Annotated in this window: 11 protein-coding genes, 2 tRNA genes and 1 CRISPR repeat array; of the genes, 9 read left to right on the top strand and 4 right to left on the bottom strand. The window is 49.4% G+C overall.

The window, feature by feature from the left end; genetic code table 11:
• The first annotated feature begins 1 nt into the window (after position 1).
• The 5 genes from csb2 to cas2 are packed head-to-tail and all read left to right on the top strand — an operon-like array spanning position 2 to position 7268.
• Positions 2 to 1573 (top strand): type I-G CRISPR-associated protein Csb2, encoded by a 1572-nt coding sequence (gene csb2, locus CFREI_RS10615; RefSeq protein ID WP_035112602.1) that lies wholly within the window; start codon positions 2 to 4, stop codon positions 1571 to 1573.
• Positions 1560 to 4295, top strand: a complete 2736-nt coding sequence (cas3g, locus tag CFREI_RS10610; protein ID WP_027013651.1) for a type I-G CRISPR-associated helicase/endonuclease Cas3g — start codon at positions 1560 to 1562, stop codon at positions 4293 to 4295. Before csb2 ends, cas3g begins: the two co-directional genes overlap by 14 nt.
• Complete coding sequence (locus tag CFREI_RS10605; protein ID WP_027013652.1) at positions 4295 to 5356, top strand: hypothetical protein; 1062 nt, start codon at positions 4295 to 4297, stop codon at positions 5354 to 5356. Before cas3g ends, CFREI_RS10605 begins: the two co-directional genes overlap by 1 nt.
• Complete coding sequence (locus tag CFREI_RS10600; protein WP_027013653.1) at positions 5353 to 6969, top strand: CRISPR-associated endonuclease Cas4/Cas1; 1617 nt, start codon at positions 5353 to 5355, stop codon at positions 6967 to 6969. The genes CFREI_RS10605 and CFREI_RS10600 overlap by 4 nt, the downstream gene beginning before the upstream one ends.
• The gene (cas2, locus tag CFREI_RS10595) at positions 6966 to 7268 is read left to right on the top strand and encodes a CRISPR-associated endonuclease Cas2 (protein ID WP_027013654.1); all 303 of its coding nucleotides are present in this window, start codon (positions 6966 to 6968) and stop codon (positions 7266 to 7268) included. The genes CFREI_RS10600 and cas2 overlap by 4 nt, the downstream gene beginning before the upstream one ends.
• 192 nt (positions 7269 to 7460) lie before the next feature.
• A CRISPR array of direct repeats spans positions 7461 to 9441; the repeat unit is 36 nt; unit sequence GTTTCCTCTACTTTTGTAGAGGACTTTCATTGAGGC.
• Between the two features lie 243 nt (positions 9442 to 9684).
• Here cas2 and CFREI_RS10590 read toward each other — a convergent pair.
• The 3 genes from CFREI_RS10590 to cmrA form a co-directional block, all read right to left on the bottom strand.
• Positions 9685 to 9757 (bottom strand) — tRNA-His (locus CFREI_RS10590).
• 45 nt (positions 9758 to 9802) lie between these two features.
• The gene (orn, locus tag CFREI_RS10585; protein WP_027013655.1) at positions 9803 to 10435 is read right to left on the bottom strand and encodes an oligoribonuclease; all 633 of its coding nucleotides are present in this window, start codon (positions 10433 to 10435) and stop codon (positions 9803 to 9805) included.
• The gene (gene cmrA / locus CFREI_RS10580) at positions 10436 to 11239 is read right to left on the bottom strand and encodes a mycolate reductase (protein ID WP_027013656.1); all 804 of its coding nucleotides are present in this window, start codon (positions 11237 to 11239) and stop codon (positions 10436 to 10438) included. It abuts the gene before it with no gap.
• A 261-nt stretch (positions 11240 to 11500) separates the two neighbouring features.
• Between cmrA and CFREI_RS10575 the strand changes: the two genes are divergently transcribed.
• Genes CFREI_RS10575 through CFREI_RS10560 form a run of 4 tightly spaced genes read left to right on the top strand, consistent with a single transcriptional unit; the run spans position 11501 to position 15646 of the window.
• Positions 11501 to 13399 carry a beta-glucoside-specific PTS transporter subunit IIABC gene (locus tag CFREI_RS10575; protein WP_035112604.1) on the top strand — a complete coding sequence of 633 codons (1899 nt, stop codon included), beginning with the start codon at positions 11501 to 11503 and terminating at the stop codon, positions 13397 to 13399.
• A gap of 22 nt (positions 13400 to 13421) precedes the next feature.
• Entirely contained in the window at positions 13422 to 14831 is a 1410-nt protein-coding gene (locus CFREI_RS10570) for a glycoside hydrolase family 1 protein (RefSeq protein WP_035112605.1), read from the top strand.
• Positions 14828 to 15229 carry a CAT RNA binding domain-containing protein gene (locus tag CFREI_RS10565; RefSeq protein ID WP_240483251.1) on the top strand — a complete coding sequence of 134 codons (402 nt, stop codon included), beginning with the start codon at positions 14828 to 14830 and terminating at the stop codon, positions 15227 to 15229. Before CFREI_RS10570 ends, CFREI_RS10565 begins: the two co-directional genes overlap by 4 nt.
• Before the next feature lie 15 nt (positions 15230 to 15244).
• Entirely contained in the window at positions 15245 to 15646 is a 402-nt protein-coding gene (locus tag CFREI_RS10560; RefSeq protein ID WP_240483252.1) for a PRD domain-containing protein, read from the top strand.
• 46 nt (positions 15647 to 15692) lie between these two features.
• Here the strand turns inward: CFREI_RS10560 and CFREI_RS10555 are convergent.
• Positions 15693 to 15766: transfer RNA gene (locus CFREI_RS10555), tRNA-Arg, on the bottom strand.
• Positions 15767 to 15854 lie beyond the last annotated feature (88 nt).

Genomic DNA, 15854 nt, shown 5'->3' with positions numbered 1-15854 from the left:
TGTGCGCACGTTAAGTCTTGTCGCGAGGTTTCCATTGGGGGTGTACAACGGCCATCGTCGTGATAAGCGACCTGACTGGTTGCCGGATCCGGCGCGTCTTCACGGAGCGCTTTTGAATTCGGCAGCGCAGGGTAGTCATGCGGTAGAGAAGAATAACCGCTTGGAGCCTAGTGCTGCGGCTCTCGAGGCGTTGACTTGGTTGGAAGAACATCCTCCAACAGGTATTCAGGTTCCAGTTGCACGGTGGTTATCTAATCGTAGTGGTAGGTTCGCGTACCGTAAGGTGAGCAGCATTAATAAGAAGCATTTGACTGAAAATCGTCCGGTATCGGATGGTGTTGCGCTTGCTGGTCCGATCGGTTGGCGTTGGGAAGATGTTCCGGATGACGTTGCGCGTACGGTGGAGGCATTGGCCGAGGACATTTCCTGCCTTGGCGAGTCGCATAGCGTGGCGATTGTGGAACCCGGTGAGGTTTCCCCAACGTTGTTTCTCGACTCTGCAGCAACGCCGTTTACACGGGGTGGCACGTCGGTTCGGGTACCTGCGCCAGGAAGAACGCAGCATTTGATTTCGGAATACAATCTTGCACATCCAAAAAAATTTCCGTCAGTCAGTGCAGACAAAAAGAGTGATAGTGAATTACCGCGCCCACCCCGGGGAACGCACGAGTGTTTGCGTGAAGTTCGCTATAAAGATCCGGATGAACGCCTGGTAGAGACCCCTTGGGATCAGGTTTTATTATTCGAACTTTCTGGGAAGCCGCTGTCGAGTACGGAGCATGTGGCGGTGTGTGTTGCTATGCACCGTGCGATTGTTGCCGCACTTGGCTTCGGAGCGTCTAGTATGGTCACCGGAAAGTACGGCCAGGCTAGTGAATTCCAGCCAGCAAATCGCTTGGCAATTCAGTATCTCGAAGCTGATCATGTTGCACGGTTTGGTCTGAAAAGCCACGCGATAGCGTTGATGTTGCCTCGTGGCGCGAGTGATGAAGAGTTGCAACAGTTGGTCACCGGATTGGCGGCTGTTCGGGAAATTTGGGGTCGCGATATTGGCCGTCGGCGTTTGTATTTTGGCGGAGTATCAGTGGCGGCGGATGAGTTTTGGCCGGAGCCAAAGCCTGGCAAGGTTCGCTTCTGGTCTCCCGCGAGTGCAGTGATTCCGGAAACTCGACCGGTGAAGTCGAGTGATTCGTCCAAGCGTTGGAAACTCGCGGATTCTGGTTTGCTGTCACTCGGATTTGTATGGCGCGACGAATTTGAAGCCTTGGGTAAAGGGCAAGAGTTATATCGTTCGTTGCGGGATCAGGTTACGTGCCGAGGAGCGTTTGTTCATGACGCCCACACGTTGGCAGTCCCTGCTGCAAAGTACGTGCACCGATCCCAAAAGAGTGTCACGGTGCAGGCGTGGACTGGATTGTTTTATCTTGGTGACCTCATGGGCCCTTCGACCATCGTCGCGGTTGGACAATCACGTCACCTGGGCGGAGGGCTGTTGGTACCGCGTGATATTCCTGAAGATTTTGCACGAGCAATTATTGCGCTTCATGAGGAGTCTGAAGATGCAGCAAACTAAGTCACTTTCCATCAATCATTTTGACCAGTTTTTTGCAGCACTCAATGGTGGCCATGCACCGTTTTCGTGGCAGTGTGAATTGCTGCGTATGTTGGCAGAAACGGGGAAATGGCCTGATCGGATCGCTGCGCCAACGGGAGCCGGGAAGTCGTCGGTAGTAGATATTCACCTGTTTGCTAATGCGCTTTCTGCTGTCGGAGGCGGGGCACGCGTGCCGCGTCGGCTTTCTGTAGTTGTGAATCGTCGTGCACTTGTGGATAACCAGTACATGCGTGCGCAAAGCATTTTGGAAACAATGCGCCGAGTGCTATGTCATGGTGGCAATAATGAAGATGAAACATTGTTGCTAGATGTTGCTTTGGCACTGCAATCATTGCGTTCTGTAGAAGATGACGTTGTTGACCCCTTTGTTGTGGGGCATTTGCGTGGTGCTCTGAGCAGTAGAACAATTCCTGTTGATGATCCGAGTAGCGCTGCAGTGATAGCAGCAACTCCAGATATGTGGGGATCGCGGTTATTGTTCCGTGGATATGGAAGTGGGAAGCGGTCACGTCCTCGCGAAACTGCCATGGTTGCTATGGATTCCGTGCTGGTGCTGGATGAAGCGCACCTGAATAATCAGCTTCTCCATACCGCACGTAGAGTACGGGAACTTCAGGAGTATGGTGCTGAACTAGGCATTCCCAAATTACAGGTTGTTGAGACTACGGCTACGCCAGAGCATTCTGAAACCTTTAGCACCATCGGCGTCGACTCAAGCCAAGTGAATTCTGAGCGTGATGCTGAGTTGAAACGGCGAATGACTGCGCATAAAAAGCTGAACTATATGGGCGTCGATAAGTGGAATGGAAAGCCCGCGAACTCCCCTGTGGTCAGTGCAATTGTGGAGGAAATACAGCGTCTGCGGGAGAGCATTGGATGTTCCGGCACAATCGGGTGCATTGTAAACCATGTGGATACAGCAACAAGAATTACAGCAATGTTGCGTAAAGCAGGGTTGGCAGTGGAAATCCTTGTCGGAAGAATGCGCCCAGCAGATGTGGAAGCACTGAAACGACGCCGAGTGGGTCTGTTTACACCGGCTGGCGATCCAAATGTAGATGTGGTTGTGGCGACACAAACCATAGAAGTTGGCGTTGATATGGATTTTGCCGGGATGGTTACCGAACTGGCGCCGGGTTCGGCATTGGCTCAGCGCTTTGGTCGGGTAAATCGTCTAGGCAAACGCGATGAAACTGAAATCTCTGTTGTCGGACCGACCGGCGAAAAGTTGATTAAGGATGCGCATCCACCTTATCGAGGTGATGATCTAAAAACGGCACTGGTTTGGGTGCAGAAAATGTTGGATGTTGGCCATGTGAATCCTGGAACTGTGCAGAAGTACCCACCACCAGCGGCATCGACAAATAGGCTGTTGTTCCAGCGTCTAGAGTTTATTGAATTAATGAACTACGCACGTACAAGCGATGAGCTATTTGCTGAACAAGATCTTGGTTTGTGGTTGCGGGATTCACTTGAGACAGACACTATTGGCGCTGGAATCATTGTGAGGTCGCCTTTGCCTGATAGTGACGCTGCGTGCCTTGATCTATTGGCGGCCATACCGCCGAAAGATTCGGAAGTATTTCCAGCATCGCTAAAAGTAGTCAGGTCGGTTCTTGATGACCTGGTGATGCCAGAACATGAACGTTTCAAAGCCGAGTTGAAACAGCCGGAATTGCGTAGACGCGCATTCCTATACCGGGAAGAAAAAGTTGCTCTTTGTCTGCCCGGGATGGAGCTCCAGCCTGGGGACGTAATTATTATCGATGCGGGGCTGAAGTTTACTACCGAATGGGTGGCCGACCTTAAACCGCAAGATAAGCAGTCTCCAAATCCAGTTGAAGACCCTGAATGTGAGGTGTTTTTCTGGGGGAAAAGCGAAGGACAGAATGCTAGCTCATGGTTCCGGAAGTTCGCTGGATTAAGCCCTGATGAAGCGACTGAACTCTGGCGAGAAGCCGGGAACAATGATAGTGAGATTCTTATCCCCTCAGCGGTTATTGAATACCCTGGTATAGGGCAGGTAGTCGAGTGGTATGCGGTGCGGAAACGCTCGATTGAAACCGACGAAGAAAACCAGCAAGTGTGGACTTCTTCGAAAGAAATAGTTTCGCTGGAAAGTCATCAATCTAATGTGAAGCAGCGGGCTGAATCTTTGTGTCAAAAAATTGGTTTAGCAGAGGTGTTTGCTCAGGACGTGGTTTTTGCCGCTGCGCATCATGATGATGGCAAGGCGGATAAGCGATTCCAAACCATGCTTGGACGCCAGTTAAAGGATCCAGAATTAGCTAAAAGTGTAGACAGAACCCAGCAACAGGCGGCAATTGCGCGGCATCGAAGCGGTCTTCCACAGGGTTGGCGACATGAACAAATGTCGGCGCTACTGGTGTCTACAGATCGTCGACAGCACATTGAGGATATGGATTGTTCGGATGTGGCATTGCGAATCATCGGCTGCAGCCATGGGTGTGGACGTTCCGGTTTCCCTCATGCGTACGAGAATTTTCTACTACCAGAAACCGAGCCTGCATTACGGGAAGAAGCAAGGCGGCTGTTTGTGGAAGGCGAGTGGGATTCGATGATCTGGCATACCGATAAAGAATTCGGGCCGTACCAGATGGCCTACCTTGAGTACATTGAGCGTGCAGCTGACGCTCAGGTTTCAAAGGAGGGGCGGTAATGGCTACGCTTATGATCGGTGACGGTATCCAGTCTGCGTTGTCTCACTTTGCAATGTACGGGCTCGCGCTGCTTTGTGAAGAGAAATGGCCCGGTAAGGCCAGAATGCGGTGGACAAACGAAGAAAAACCTCTGGGAGAACTATCCGTTCCGGATGTAACTGAAGAAGCGATCGCTGAACTGCTTCTTGAGTATGCAACACACCTTGCAGCTCCCGATGCTTGGCCGCAAGTGCGTCATACATATGGAGCGAAAAAGAAAGCTGTTGAATTATCGCCAATGTCGCCTCGAATACGGGCAATGGATCCAATCGCAGATAGCGGCGATTGGCGGGAGCATCAGAAGCTTCGGCACCGTGCGATCGATGTGTGCTTCGAGTCCGCGGATTATGCTTCGTTGCAATGGATTGCTGCCCTAGGAGAAGCCGCATATTGGCGTTGTGATGGCAAAAGCAATCGACCAGATGAAGGTGCGTCTCGTTGGGAAATGAAAACGCGCAATCGTGGTGAAGAGTTCGTCAAAGATCGGTTGAGTCCTATGGTTAAAGAGCTCAGCCAATGGGATGTAAGCAGGATTTTTGCTGGGATTACAGGGCGAAGTGTTGACGATACGATCGGAAAGCAGAAAGTTGATTCACGTACCTCCACAGGATTGACGTCGCCAGCACCGACGGATGTGGCGTTAGCTTTTGCGGGTTTGCTAGGCATTGCTGCGTTTCCGTTGGTACACAATTCGGGCGGAATTTCTGTAACTCCTGGTGCCTGGCACCGAACAAGACTCCACCCAAGTCGGATGATTCTTCCGGTACCAACTGAGCCAATGAGTTTGGCACGATTGCGATCCATCCTCATGTCGGGTGAGTTAGCGCTAGTTACAGACAATATTGGCTCGATCCTGGAAGGGACTTCAAATACTGCACAAAACTCTCTTGAAGTAAAAGCAGCAATGCAGTGGCTTCGATTACGTGGAGTGACGGTAATAACCGTGTTTCCGATTCTTAAAACAGGGAGTAGCACAGCACCTGAACGCCAAGTTCAAAGAGGTGAATTGTGGCAGCTGTGAGCGCACAGAGCCAGGTTCGGGACACGGACGTCATTCCGATATCACTGGTTGTGCACACTGTGTTTTGCCCACGGCGAGCGTGGCTTGAAACCAACGGTGAGCAAACTGATACTGCACAGATGCAGCATGGACATTCCGCTCATAAAAATGTTGATCGTGTATCGACGTCGCGGAAGCACCAACAGCGTTCAGTTCCGGTGAGCTCGCCCTCACTGGGATTAGTCGGCAGATGCGATGCTATTGAAGAAATGTCAAATGGGGAGCTGCGTGTTGTTGAATACAAAGCGACGCCAATTAAACGGACCCCAAAAGTCACTGAAGCCAACAGAATGCAATTGGTTTTGCAAGGGATTTGCTTGACAGAAGAAGGCAGGAAAGTGACTGAATATGCAGTTCACTTCACTGATCACCATAAAACTGTATCTGTTGACATTGATGACGATGATCGTCAGAGAGCGCTTGAGTTTCTTCGGCGAACAAGAAAAATCGTTGAATCTTCCGTAGCTCCTCCGCCCCTTATCGATTCGCCTCTATGTAACTTGTGCTCGCATATTTCGGTTTGCTTGCCGGACGAGCACCATGGAAAAGTGCTCGAACGAAGAGTTCTTGCTTCTAATCCTGACAGTCAGATTGCGCATATCACTACTCAAGGCGCTCGAGCTTCAGTTCAGCGCGGGCGATTGCGAGTTGTCAAAGGTGACGAAGTGATAGGCGATGTTCCAATGGAACGTATTCAAGGCGTGGTTGTGCATGGGAACATTGATTTGTCGAGTGCCCTTATCCGAGAGTTGTTATGGCGGAATTCCACAGTTGTATGGTGTTCTAGCAGCGGTAGAGTCTACGGTTGGTCAAAGCCAGCGTACGGTCCGAATGGTCTAGCGCGCCTTAAGCAGCATGTGATGTCTGACCGTGGCAACTTGTTGATTGCGTCGGAAATGATTTCGTGCAAAATTGCTAATCAAGCCACACTTTTGCGGCGCAATGGACATGATTCTGAAACTGTAGAAACGCTTCGGAAACTTCAAAAGGATGTGTTAGAAATTGCCTCGCAACAAGAGCTTTTTGGACTCGAAGGTGAAGCTGCAAGTTTGTACTTCAGTTCCTTTTCTTCAATGCTCCGAGAAAAATCGTTACAAGAGCTCGATTGGCAGTGGATCGGGAGACATGGTCGTGGTGCAAATGACCACATCAATATTCTTCTGAACTACACATACGCGTTGCTTGTCTCTGAGTGCATCCGTGCGATCTTGAGTTGTGGTTTAGACCCGCATGCTGGTTTTCTCCATAGCAGTAATCGAAATAAGCCTGCGTTGGCACTAGATTTGATGGAAGAATTTCGTGCGCCTATAGCAGATTCTGTGGTCATCACACTAATCAACCGACACCAGTTAAGTAAGCGTTCCTTTTCTCGGATAGGTAATGTTCTGCGTCTATCAGAAGACGGGCGAAAGGCTGTTATTTCTGCATTTGAGAAACGTATCAACACGGAATTCCGACACCCTGTCTTCGAATACTCCGTCACGTGGCGAAGAGCAATAGAAGTTCAAGCACGTTTAGTGCTTGGCGTCATTGATGGTACTCAGAAGGTTTATCGAGGTGTGAAAATACGATGAGACGGAATGATGTGAGGAGGACACTAATCGCTTACGACGTCCCAGATGACCGGCGGCGAACGCGATTGGCGAAAAAGCTCCTATCATATGGTGACCGAATTCAATACAGTGTTTTCGTTGTAGATGCCATTCCTGCAAAAGTTATTCGACTGAAAGACGATATCCGGGAGATAATCGACAACACAGAAGACTCTGTTCTGCTTTGTGATCTCGGATTACTTCCTGATATTGGAGAGTCTCGTTTCAGCTACATCGGAGTAACACGACCAGTAACGGATAATGAAGCCATTATCATTTAAACCGAAAAGTGACCTGCGAGTGCCAGTAGCTCCACGTGAATCTCTGGGGCTGGCTCGCAGGAGCTTTTGCCAGCTCAACGTCATCGGTTCGATTTGACTAACGTTCTCGAAGGCGCGGCTCTCCAAAGTTAAGAAGGTTGCTCGCGGGCTGTCAGTTTTCCCAAAGGTCAGGCATAGTATAAAATCAGGGCAGTTTCCTCTACTTTTGTAGAGGACTTTCATTGAGGCTTCGCCTGAGCAATTCATTGATTCCGACACTCTGGCGTTTCCTCTACTTTTGTAGAGGACTTTCATTGAGGCACAAAGAAAAAGACGGCCAAAGATTCGTTGACCTAGTTTCCTCTACTTTTGTAGAGGACTTTCATTGAGGCTCGTCTAATCATTCGGGACGAATGTCTTACAGGGGAGTTTCCTCTACTTTTGTAGAGGACTTTCATTGAGGCTTGGCTTGGTACGCGGTAGCCATAGCCAGCCACTGCGTTTCCTCTACTTTTGTAGAGGACTTTCATTGAGGCCCGCTGTTGTTATTGATTTGCTACCTGCGAGTGAGGTTTCCTCTACTTTTGTAGAGGACTTTCATTGAGGCCGAGGACCCGGACACTTTTGAGCCGTGGGTGGACCTGTTTCCTCTACTTTTGTAGAGGACTTTCATTGAGGCTGGCGTTGCAATAGGGAAGAGGCGGACAGCATAGAAGTTTCCTCTACTTTTGTAGAGGACTTTCATTGAGGCACCGGATGCTGCGCCCTCAACGTTTTTGATGCGCGCGTTTCCTCTACTTTTGTAGAGGACTTTCATTGAGGCATCGGACAATTTCCAGCGGTGCTCAATAGCCGCATGTTTCCTCTACTTTTGTAGAGGACTTTCATTGAGGCGTGAACCGTTGGAACACTTTCTCAGAATCATGTGCGTGTTTCCTCTACTTTTGTAGAGGACTTTCATTGAGGCCCGCTGACTGCAACTGATTCCGCATTACGGTTTGTGAGGTTTCCTCTACTTTTGTAGAGGACTTTCATTGAGGCAGCGGAGGAATGTCGAAGGGCGAGTTATGGAAGATCAGAGTTTCCTCTACTTTTGTAGAGGACTTTCATTGAGGCCCGGCTTGTGCGGTGGTAGGGCCCCATAGTTCACGTTTCCTCTACTTTTGTAGAGGACTTTCATTGAGGCTTGGGTGAGCAAGGGACCATGAAGCAGATAATCGCCTGTTTCCTCTACTTTTGTAGAGGACTTTCATTGAGGCCAGCACGACCCCTTACGAACCAGCATTCAGACAAAAGTTTCCTCTACTTTTGTAGAGGACTTTCATTGAGGCGTATCAGGCACAGCCACAGTTTGTGGAAGTGCGGTGTTTCCTCTACTTTTGTAGAGGACTTTCATTGAGGCCCGTAAGCAAACTGTGCGGGTTGGTGTGGAGTTGGAGTTTCCTCTACTTTTGTAGAGGACTTTCATTGAGGCTCGATCTTGCAGGGTCCACGCGTGATATGAGTTTGGTTTCCTCTACTTTTGTAGAGGACTTTCATTGAGGCATCTACAATCTGTTCATCACTAGCCTTGAGGTGCAGTTTCCTCTACTTTTGTAGAGGACTTTCATTGAGGCCTATGCCAGAAGGTGTGGACGAAGAATAAGAAAACACGTTTCCTCTACTTTTGTAGAGGACTTTCATTGAGGCGCGGAAATGGCCACCCGAACCGCCGCCAACAACCTGTTTCCTCTACTTTTGTAGAGGACTTTCATTGAGGCCCGATAATTGGCTTGCCGTAACCGCGAATCTTGTTCGTTTCCTCTACTTTTGTAGAGGACTTTCATTGAGGCTCGGTAGCGACAGGTGAATTGCTCGATTCTATTGAGGTTTCCTCTACTTTTGTAGAGGACTTTCATTGAGGCGAGTCGAATCCCAGATGCACCACGCGTGGGGATTTGTGTTTCCTCTACTTTTGTAGAGGACTTTCATTGAGGCCCCGCTTGGTGTGGGTAGCCTCATAGCCGGGTCGGAGTTTCCTCTACTTTTGTAGAGGACTTTCATTGAGGCACGAAAAACGCCCTGTATGAGCGGATTCCTCAGCAGATGTTTCCTCTACTTTTGTAGAGGACTTTCATTGAGGCAGTGAAGGCAGTTCTCTCCAGCGCACGACGTTGGCGTTTCCTCTACTTTTGTAGAGGACTTTCATTGAAACATTTTTTAGCATGAATATTGGTTCGATTTCGGATATTCTATGCCCACTAAGCTTGTTGCACTTGAGAAGTTTGGTGAAGCGCAGGTGATGGAGGGGTCGTATCAAGCTGCCTTAACTTTCATCAGGCTCGCTAAAAGCTGAAATCGTTGACTAACTCGAACTCAGTTGATGTAGGTAGCGAAAACCTAAGCCTTAAACAATGAAACACCCCACACAAAAACATGTGCGGGGTGTCCACTTCGGGGTGGCTGACGGGGCTCGAACCCGCGACAACCAGAATCACAATCTGGTGCTCTACCAGCTGAACTACAGCCACCATTGCTGTATTTAGCAGCGAGGACTATAGTAACCCACTTTTGTGTTATTGCAAAAACTGCTGGTAGGTGTGGGTGGCATCGCGGGATGCTTGGAGTGCTTGGTCGGTGGTGAGCCCGGGGGTGGGGGTAAAGATGCTGCGCCGGTAGTAGTCGAGTTCGCGTATTGATTCGACAATATCGGCGAGCGCCCGGTGTGCCATACCTTTGGTTGGTTGGTTGTAATAGGCGCGCGGGTACCAGCGGCGGGCGAGTTCTTTAATGCTGGAAACGTCGATCATTCGGTAGTGCAGCGCGGCGTCGAGACGCGGCATATGGTGGCGTATAAATGAGCGATCGGTGGCAATGGAATTTCCGGCAAGCAGGGGTTGGGGTTCGCAGTGCTTTTCGACGAGCGCGACCACGGCGTTTTCGGCATCCTGCAGGGTGGTATTGGATTCGCGGATTTCATCTACGAGTCCGCTATTTAGGTGCATTTCCGTAACAAAGCCATCCATTTCTCGTAGTTCTTCTTCGGTGGCGTGAACTACAAGGTCTATGCCTTCGCTAATGATATTGAGTTTGGCGTCGGTAATTATGGCGGCGACTTCTACAATTACGTGGCGTTCCGGGTCCAGGCCGGTCATTTCCAGATCGATCCATACCAGGCGATCGTTTTTTGCGGTGATTTCCGAGCTCATTTATTGATCCATTTTCTTATACACTCGGCCCACCAGTGGGGCGATAATGCTTGTTGGGAACACAACGGTAATAATGTGCATTAACTTGGACAGCGGCCCGGGCACAACGCGGCGTCGATTAGCGGCAAGGGCGGCCAGGGTTTCTACTGAGCATGATTCGTAGGTGGTCCATAAAAACCCTGGTACTACACGATCTACAATTGTGATTTCTTCTGGTGGTATATAGGCCTCCCGCACGGGGCCAGGGGCAAGCAATGTACAACTTACGCCGGTACCACGCAGCTCATAATGCAATGCTTCCGTAAACGTATTAACTCCAGCTTTGGTAAATACATAGGTTGCATTATTTGGAATAGGCACATTCCCTGCAGTTGAGCCCACATTTAAAATCGCCCCGGTGTGGCGCTCTAGCATTCCCGGAAGCACTGCCTGCGTAAGCTCAAATACGGCGGTGGCATTGAGCTCAAATTGTTTCTGTTCGGCGTCCCAATCCTGTGTAATAAATGGGCCAAATGTAGCAACCCCAGCAGAATTTACAATAATATTAATTTCTCGTTGCTTGATTTCTTGAATTAATTCTGAGCGCGCTTGCCGGTCAGATAAATCGCAGGGTCGAACTTCTACAGAAACCCCATATAGTCGCGTAAATTCCTCTGCAAGATCCCGCAATATATATTCACGGCGAGCAACTAAAATCAAACTGTGGCCGAGTTTAGCTAAATCCCGTGCGATGGCCTTGCCAATACCTTGACTAGCGCCAGTGATAAGCGCCCGCGCGGAATCGCTAGGGGAGGGGAGCGACATACGAAGCCTTCCGGTTTAACTGCAGTTCGAAGTACATGCTACCTGGTCGTTCGGTAAGTGTTATACAGAGTCCTTAGTTATAGTGATCTCCACCATTTTTATTGCTTTTTGTGACTGAAGCAGTAATACTAGTGAATAACTACCCACTTGGTGGGTAAAGGATTGTGACCTGCCTCGGCGGGGCAAGACCTAAGCAATGCGGATTATCCGTAGTGCTTAGGTCTTTTTGCATTTTTACAAAAAATAAAAGGAGAAACAGCGATGGCCACTACGATAGATTTCCAATTATTGGCGCGGGAGGTAGTGAATGCGCTCGGGGGTGCGGAAAATATTCGTTCTGTGGTGCACTGTGCCACACGCTTACGTTTTGCTTTGGCGGATTCTTCCCGGGCAGACTTAAAAAAAGTCCAAGCGGTGCCTGGAGTTCTTACAGTGGTATATGCCGGAGGCCAGCACCAAGTTGTAGTAGGCAATGATGTCCCACTTGCCTATAATGCAGTGGTTGCACTTCCAGGGATGGGGAGTAAAGGTGGCAAAGAAACTGAAGCTCCAGCTTCTAAAAGTGGCAAGAAAAATCCCCTTGATGCCTTTGTAGATATTATTTCTTCAATCTTTACCCCGGTATTATGGGCGCTGGCTGGCATTGCGCTAGGTAAAGCCTTTTTAAGCATGTCGGTGCAATTCGGTTTGCTTAACCAAGAAACAACCGAGTATGTGGTACTAAATGCTGCGGTGGATGGGCTTTTTACCTTTTTGCCACTGTTCCTTGCAGTCACCGCTGCACGTAGATTCCGTGCGAATGAGTTTATTGCCATGGCAGTAGTCGCACCACTGCTTCACCCAGACCTAGTAACACTTATGAGCAGCAAAGAATCCCTGTCTTTCCTGGGATTGCCTTTAACTCCAATGTCGTATGCCTCCTCCGTAATTCCAGCAATTGCCAGCGTGTGGGCATTAAGCTATCTGCAACGAGGACTGGAAAAAATCCTGCCGAGCGCACTGCGAAACTTTATGGTGCCTGTGTTGTGTGTAGTGATTATGGTTCCACTCGTGCTGCTTACGATTGGCCCCCTCACAATGCTGCTTGCAAATGCAATTTCTCAAGGGCTTCTTGCAGTGTTTCAGGCGGCCCCATGGTTGGCAGGCGCAATTCTCGGTGGCTTCTGGCAAGTACTGGTGATTTTTGGACTGCACTGGGGCCTAGTTCCAGTCATGTTAAACGATATTGCAACAGTCGGCTATTCCACCATTATGGCTCCACTACTCCCAGCAGTTTTGGCACAATGCGCAGCGGTATTGGCTGTGGCAATACGAACAAAAGACGCAAAGCGACGTAAATTAGCTGCACCAGCCGCGTTTTCTGGGTTTTTTGCTGGCGTTACAGAGCCGATTATCTATGGCGTAAATCTTCCACTTAAAGTCCCATTTATTATTGGTTGTGTGTCAGGTGCAATCGGTGGTGCGATCGTAGGCATTGGGGGAAATGCACAAGATGCTTTTGTATTTCCCTCGCTCTTAGCATTTTCCGCATCTATGACGGTTGGTTCGGTGTACACCCAGATTTTTGCCTCAGGGTTGTCTATTGCACTTGCTTTTATTGGAACTTTTATTGCATTGCCGTCCGTGGAACGCAAGGAGGCACTAGCCGCTGAAAACCAAACCGAACTATCGGATATGGCACAAGCAATTGAAACTGGTGGAACTGTGCCAGTGCTACTCCCTGTTGAAGGAATAGTAATCCCGCTAGAGCAAGTTGCTGATCCAGTATTTTCTGGCGGCACAATGGGAATCGGCACAGCAATCCAGCCTAGTTCCAATGAATTTGTAGCACCGGTAAGCGGCAAGGTTGTATCTGCACCAAAATCTGGTCATGCGTTTGGTATTCGTACTGCTGATGGAATTGAAGTGCTGGTGCATATTGGAATTGATACGGTCAAACTGAAAGGTGAACATTTCTCCCCGCAGGTCCACCAAGGTGATGAGGTGACCCAAGGGCAGCCATTGGCTACTGCTGATTTACAAGCGATTACGGAAGCTGGCTTTGATACAACAACCATTCTTGTGGTGACCAATGCAGCGAAGTTCGCTGCAGTTCGAGTCCCCGAACCATCCGGTGCTTCCGCTATCCGCGGTGAGGCCGGGCTACTGATTACTCTCTAAGACCATTACCAGGAGCATAATTATGGAATTTCCAAATAATTTCCTTTGGGGCGGCGCTACCGCAGCCAACCAAATCGAAGGGGCCTATAACGTCGACGGAAAAGGTTTATCTATTCAAGACGTTATGCCAAAAGGAATCATGGCCCCACCAACTGAAGTGCCTACCGCCGACAATCTAAAACTCGATGCGATCGATTTTTATCATCGCTATGCGGAAGACATTGCAATGTTTGCGGAAATGGGATTTCAGGTGTTTCGATTTTCCATTGCCTGGTCGCGGATTTTCCCTCGTGGTGATGAACTAGAGCCAAATGAAGCTGGTCTTGCATTCTATGATCGCGTGCTTGATGAATTGGAAAAGCATGGCATTGAACCACTAGTTACGCTTAGCCATTATGAAACTCCGCTTGCATTGGCGCGGGAATACGGTGGTTGGCGGAATCGGGAGCTTATCCAATTTTTTGAGCGGTTTGCAGAGACGGTATTTCGTCGGTATCGAGGACGTATTCGTTATTGGCTTACATTCAATGAAATCAACTCGATTTTGCACCAGCCTTTCCTTTCGGGTGGCATTGAAACGCCTCGGTCAGAACTTACGGAAACTGAGCTTTATCAGGCAATACACCATGAGTTGGTAGCATCAGGGCGAGTTACCGAATTGGCACATGAAATTGATCCAGATAACAAAGTTGGTTGCATGGTCATCGGTATTCCGCGGTATCCACTGACTCCAGATCCTGCGGATGCTTACCAGGCTCTCTATGAATCCCAGCTTGATATTGCATTTGGTGATATTCACTGCCGGGGAGCGTACCCAGGTTACCTTTTGCGTCATTTCCGTGAACATGGTGTAGAGCTGGATATTACCGAGGAAGACCGCCGAGCCCTCAGCAATACTGTGGACTTCGTTTCATTTTCCTACTACATGTCTGTATGTGAATCAGCTGATCCAGACGTGCAGGTTCGTGGGCAGGGCAATATTACGGGTGGTATTCCAAATCCTAAACTTGAGGCCTCTGAGTGGGGTTGGCAAATCGATCCCGTGGGCTTGCGCACATTATTAAATACTTATTGGGATCGCTGGCAGAAACCGCTCTTTATTGTGGAAAATGGGCTGGGTGCTACAGATGTGCTTGTCGAAGGTCCCTCCGGGCCCACTGTGCACGATGATTACCGAATTCAATATATGAATGATCATCTTGTGCAAGTTGGAGAAGCAATTAAGGATGGGGTGGAAATAATGGGATATACCTCATGGGGATGTATTGACCTGGTATCTGCTTCAACCGCGCAAATGTCAAAACGCTATGGATTCATCTATGTTGATCGAGATGATACTGGGGCCGGAACGCTTCAGCGTTACCGAAAGGATTCTTTCTACTGGTACAAGGATGTGATCGCTTCCCGTGGAAAGGCGTTGAAACGCAGGTGAAAATACTCCGGGTGCTCAATAATAATGTGGTGCTCGCAACCGATGCCTCCGGTGGGGAAGTGATCCTCACCGGATGGGGTGTGGGGTTTCAAACGAAACCCGGGCGCAGTGTTGACCAATCCAAAATACAACGAGTGTTTCGTCCTGAAGATAATCGCTCAAGTGATCATCTTGGTGAGCAGCTCGCTGCTATACCACCAGATATTATTGCCGCCGCAGACGATGCCTTAAGACAGGTTGGGCGTACTCCTGGCACAGCGACCGTTGTGGCATTGTCTGATCACCTACACCAGGCGTCTCTCCGCGTGCACAAAGTGGTTGAGGAGCACCACCCTCTGGCCACGGAGGTTCAGTATCTCTACCCCGAAGAATTCAAAGACGCTCAACGCATTTTGTAATTTATTTGTAAACAGTTGGATTTTGATCTACCGGCGGTAGAGGCGGTAGCTATTACTTTGCATTTGGTCAATGCGGGTCTCCGGCAAGGTGATCTGACCGATACATACCTTATGACGGGCGTGTTTTCTCAACTTTTTGAGATTATTGAGCAGAGCTACGGAATTACTGTTCCACGGGAATCAGTAACAGCTGCCCGGTTTATTACTCATTTGCGGTACCTTTTTGTACGCGCCAGGCAAGGAACACAGCTGCAGGAAGGAATGGTGGTACTCAATCGCAGTTTGCAGCTAGAACATCCTGAAGCTATTGCTTGTGCTGGCCGGCTTGCCGCAGTGTTATCGTTACGGCTCGGCCAACCCCTTACAGATGATGAAGTGGCATATCTTGCGCTTCATATCGCCAGGTTAGTGGGGTAGTTTTCACCTTTAGGGCAGCACCCCACATTATGGTTGAAAGAAAAAGCGCCCCCTGCAGGATTCGAACCCGCGACCAGCCGGGTAGAAACCGGATGCTCTAATCCACTGAGCTAAGGAGGCTTGAAGGTTTTATCCTTCGTCTGGGAACTTTACCGCACACCCGTTTGCGGTCACTAATGTGGTGGTGAGTAGGGGAGTTGCGGGCAAG

The organism is Corynebacterium freiburgense, assembly GCF_030408815.1.
GTDB lineage: Bacteria > Actinomycetota > Actinomycetes > Mycobacteriales > Mycobacteriaceae > Corynebacterium > Corynebacterium freiburgense.
Note: the sequence above shows the minus strand (reverse complement) of the source record. Positions and strands in the feature narration are given on the sequence as shown.

What these genes read in the sequence shown, in the direction of transcription:
- cas3g (WP_027013651.1), top strand. Translation starts at nt 1,560, where the DNA reads ATGCAGCAAACTAAGTCACTTTCCATCAATCATTTTGACCAGTTTTTT.
- CFREI_RS10605 (WP_027013652.1), top strand. Translation starts at nt 4,295, where the DNA reads ATGGCTACGCTTATGATCGGTGACGGTATCCAGTCTGCGTTGTCTCAC.
- cas2 (WP_027013654.1), top strand. Translation starts at nt 6,966, where the DNA reads ATGAGACGGAATGATGTGAGGAGGACACTAATCGCTTACGACGTCCCA.
- orn (WP_027013655.1), bottom strand. Translation starts at nt 10,435, where the DNA reads ATGAGCTCGGAAATCACCGCAAAAAACGATCGCCTGGTATGGATCGAT.
- cmrA (WP_027013656.1), bottom strand. Translation starts at nt 11,239, where the DNA reads ATGTCGCTCCCCTCCCCTAGCGATTCCGCGCGGGCGCTTATCACTGGC.
- CFREI_RS10575 (WP_035112604.1), top strand. Translation starts at nt 11,501, where the DNA reads ATGGCCACTACGATAGATTTCCAATTATTGGCGCGGGAGGTAGTGAAT.
- CFREI_RS10570 (WP_035112605.1), top strand. Translation starts at nt 13,422, where the DNA reads ATGGAATTTCCAAATAATTTCCTTTGGGGCGGCGCTACCGCAGCCAAC.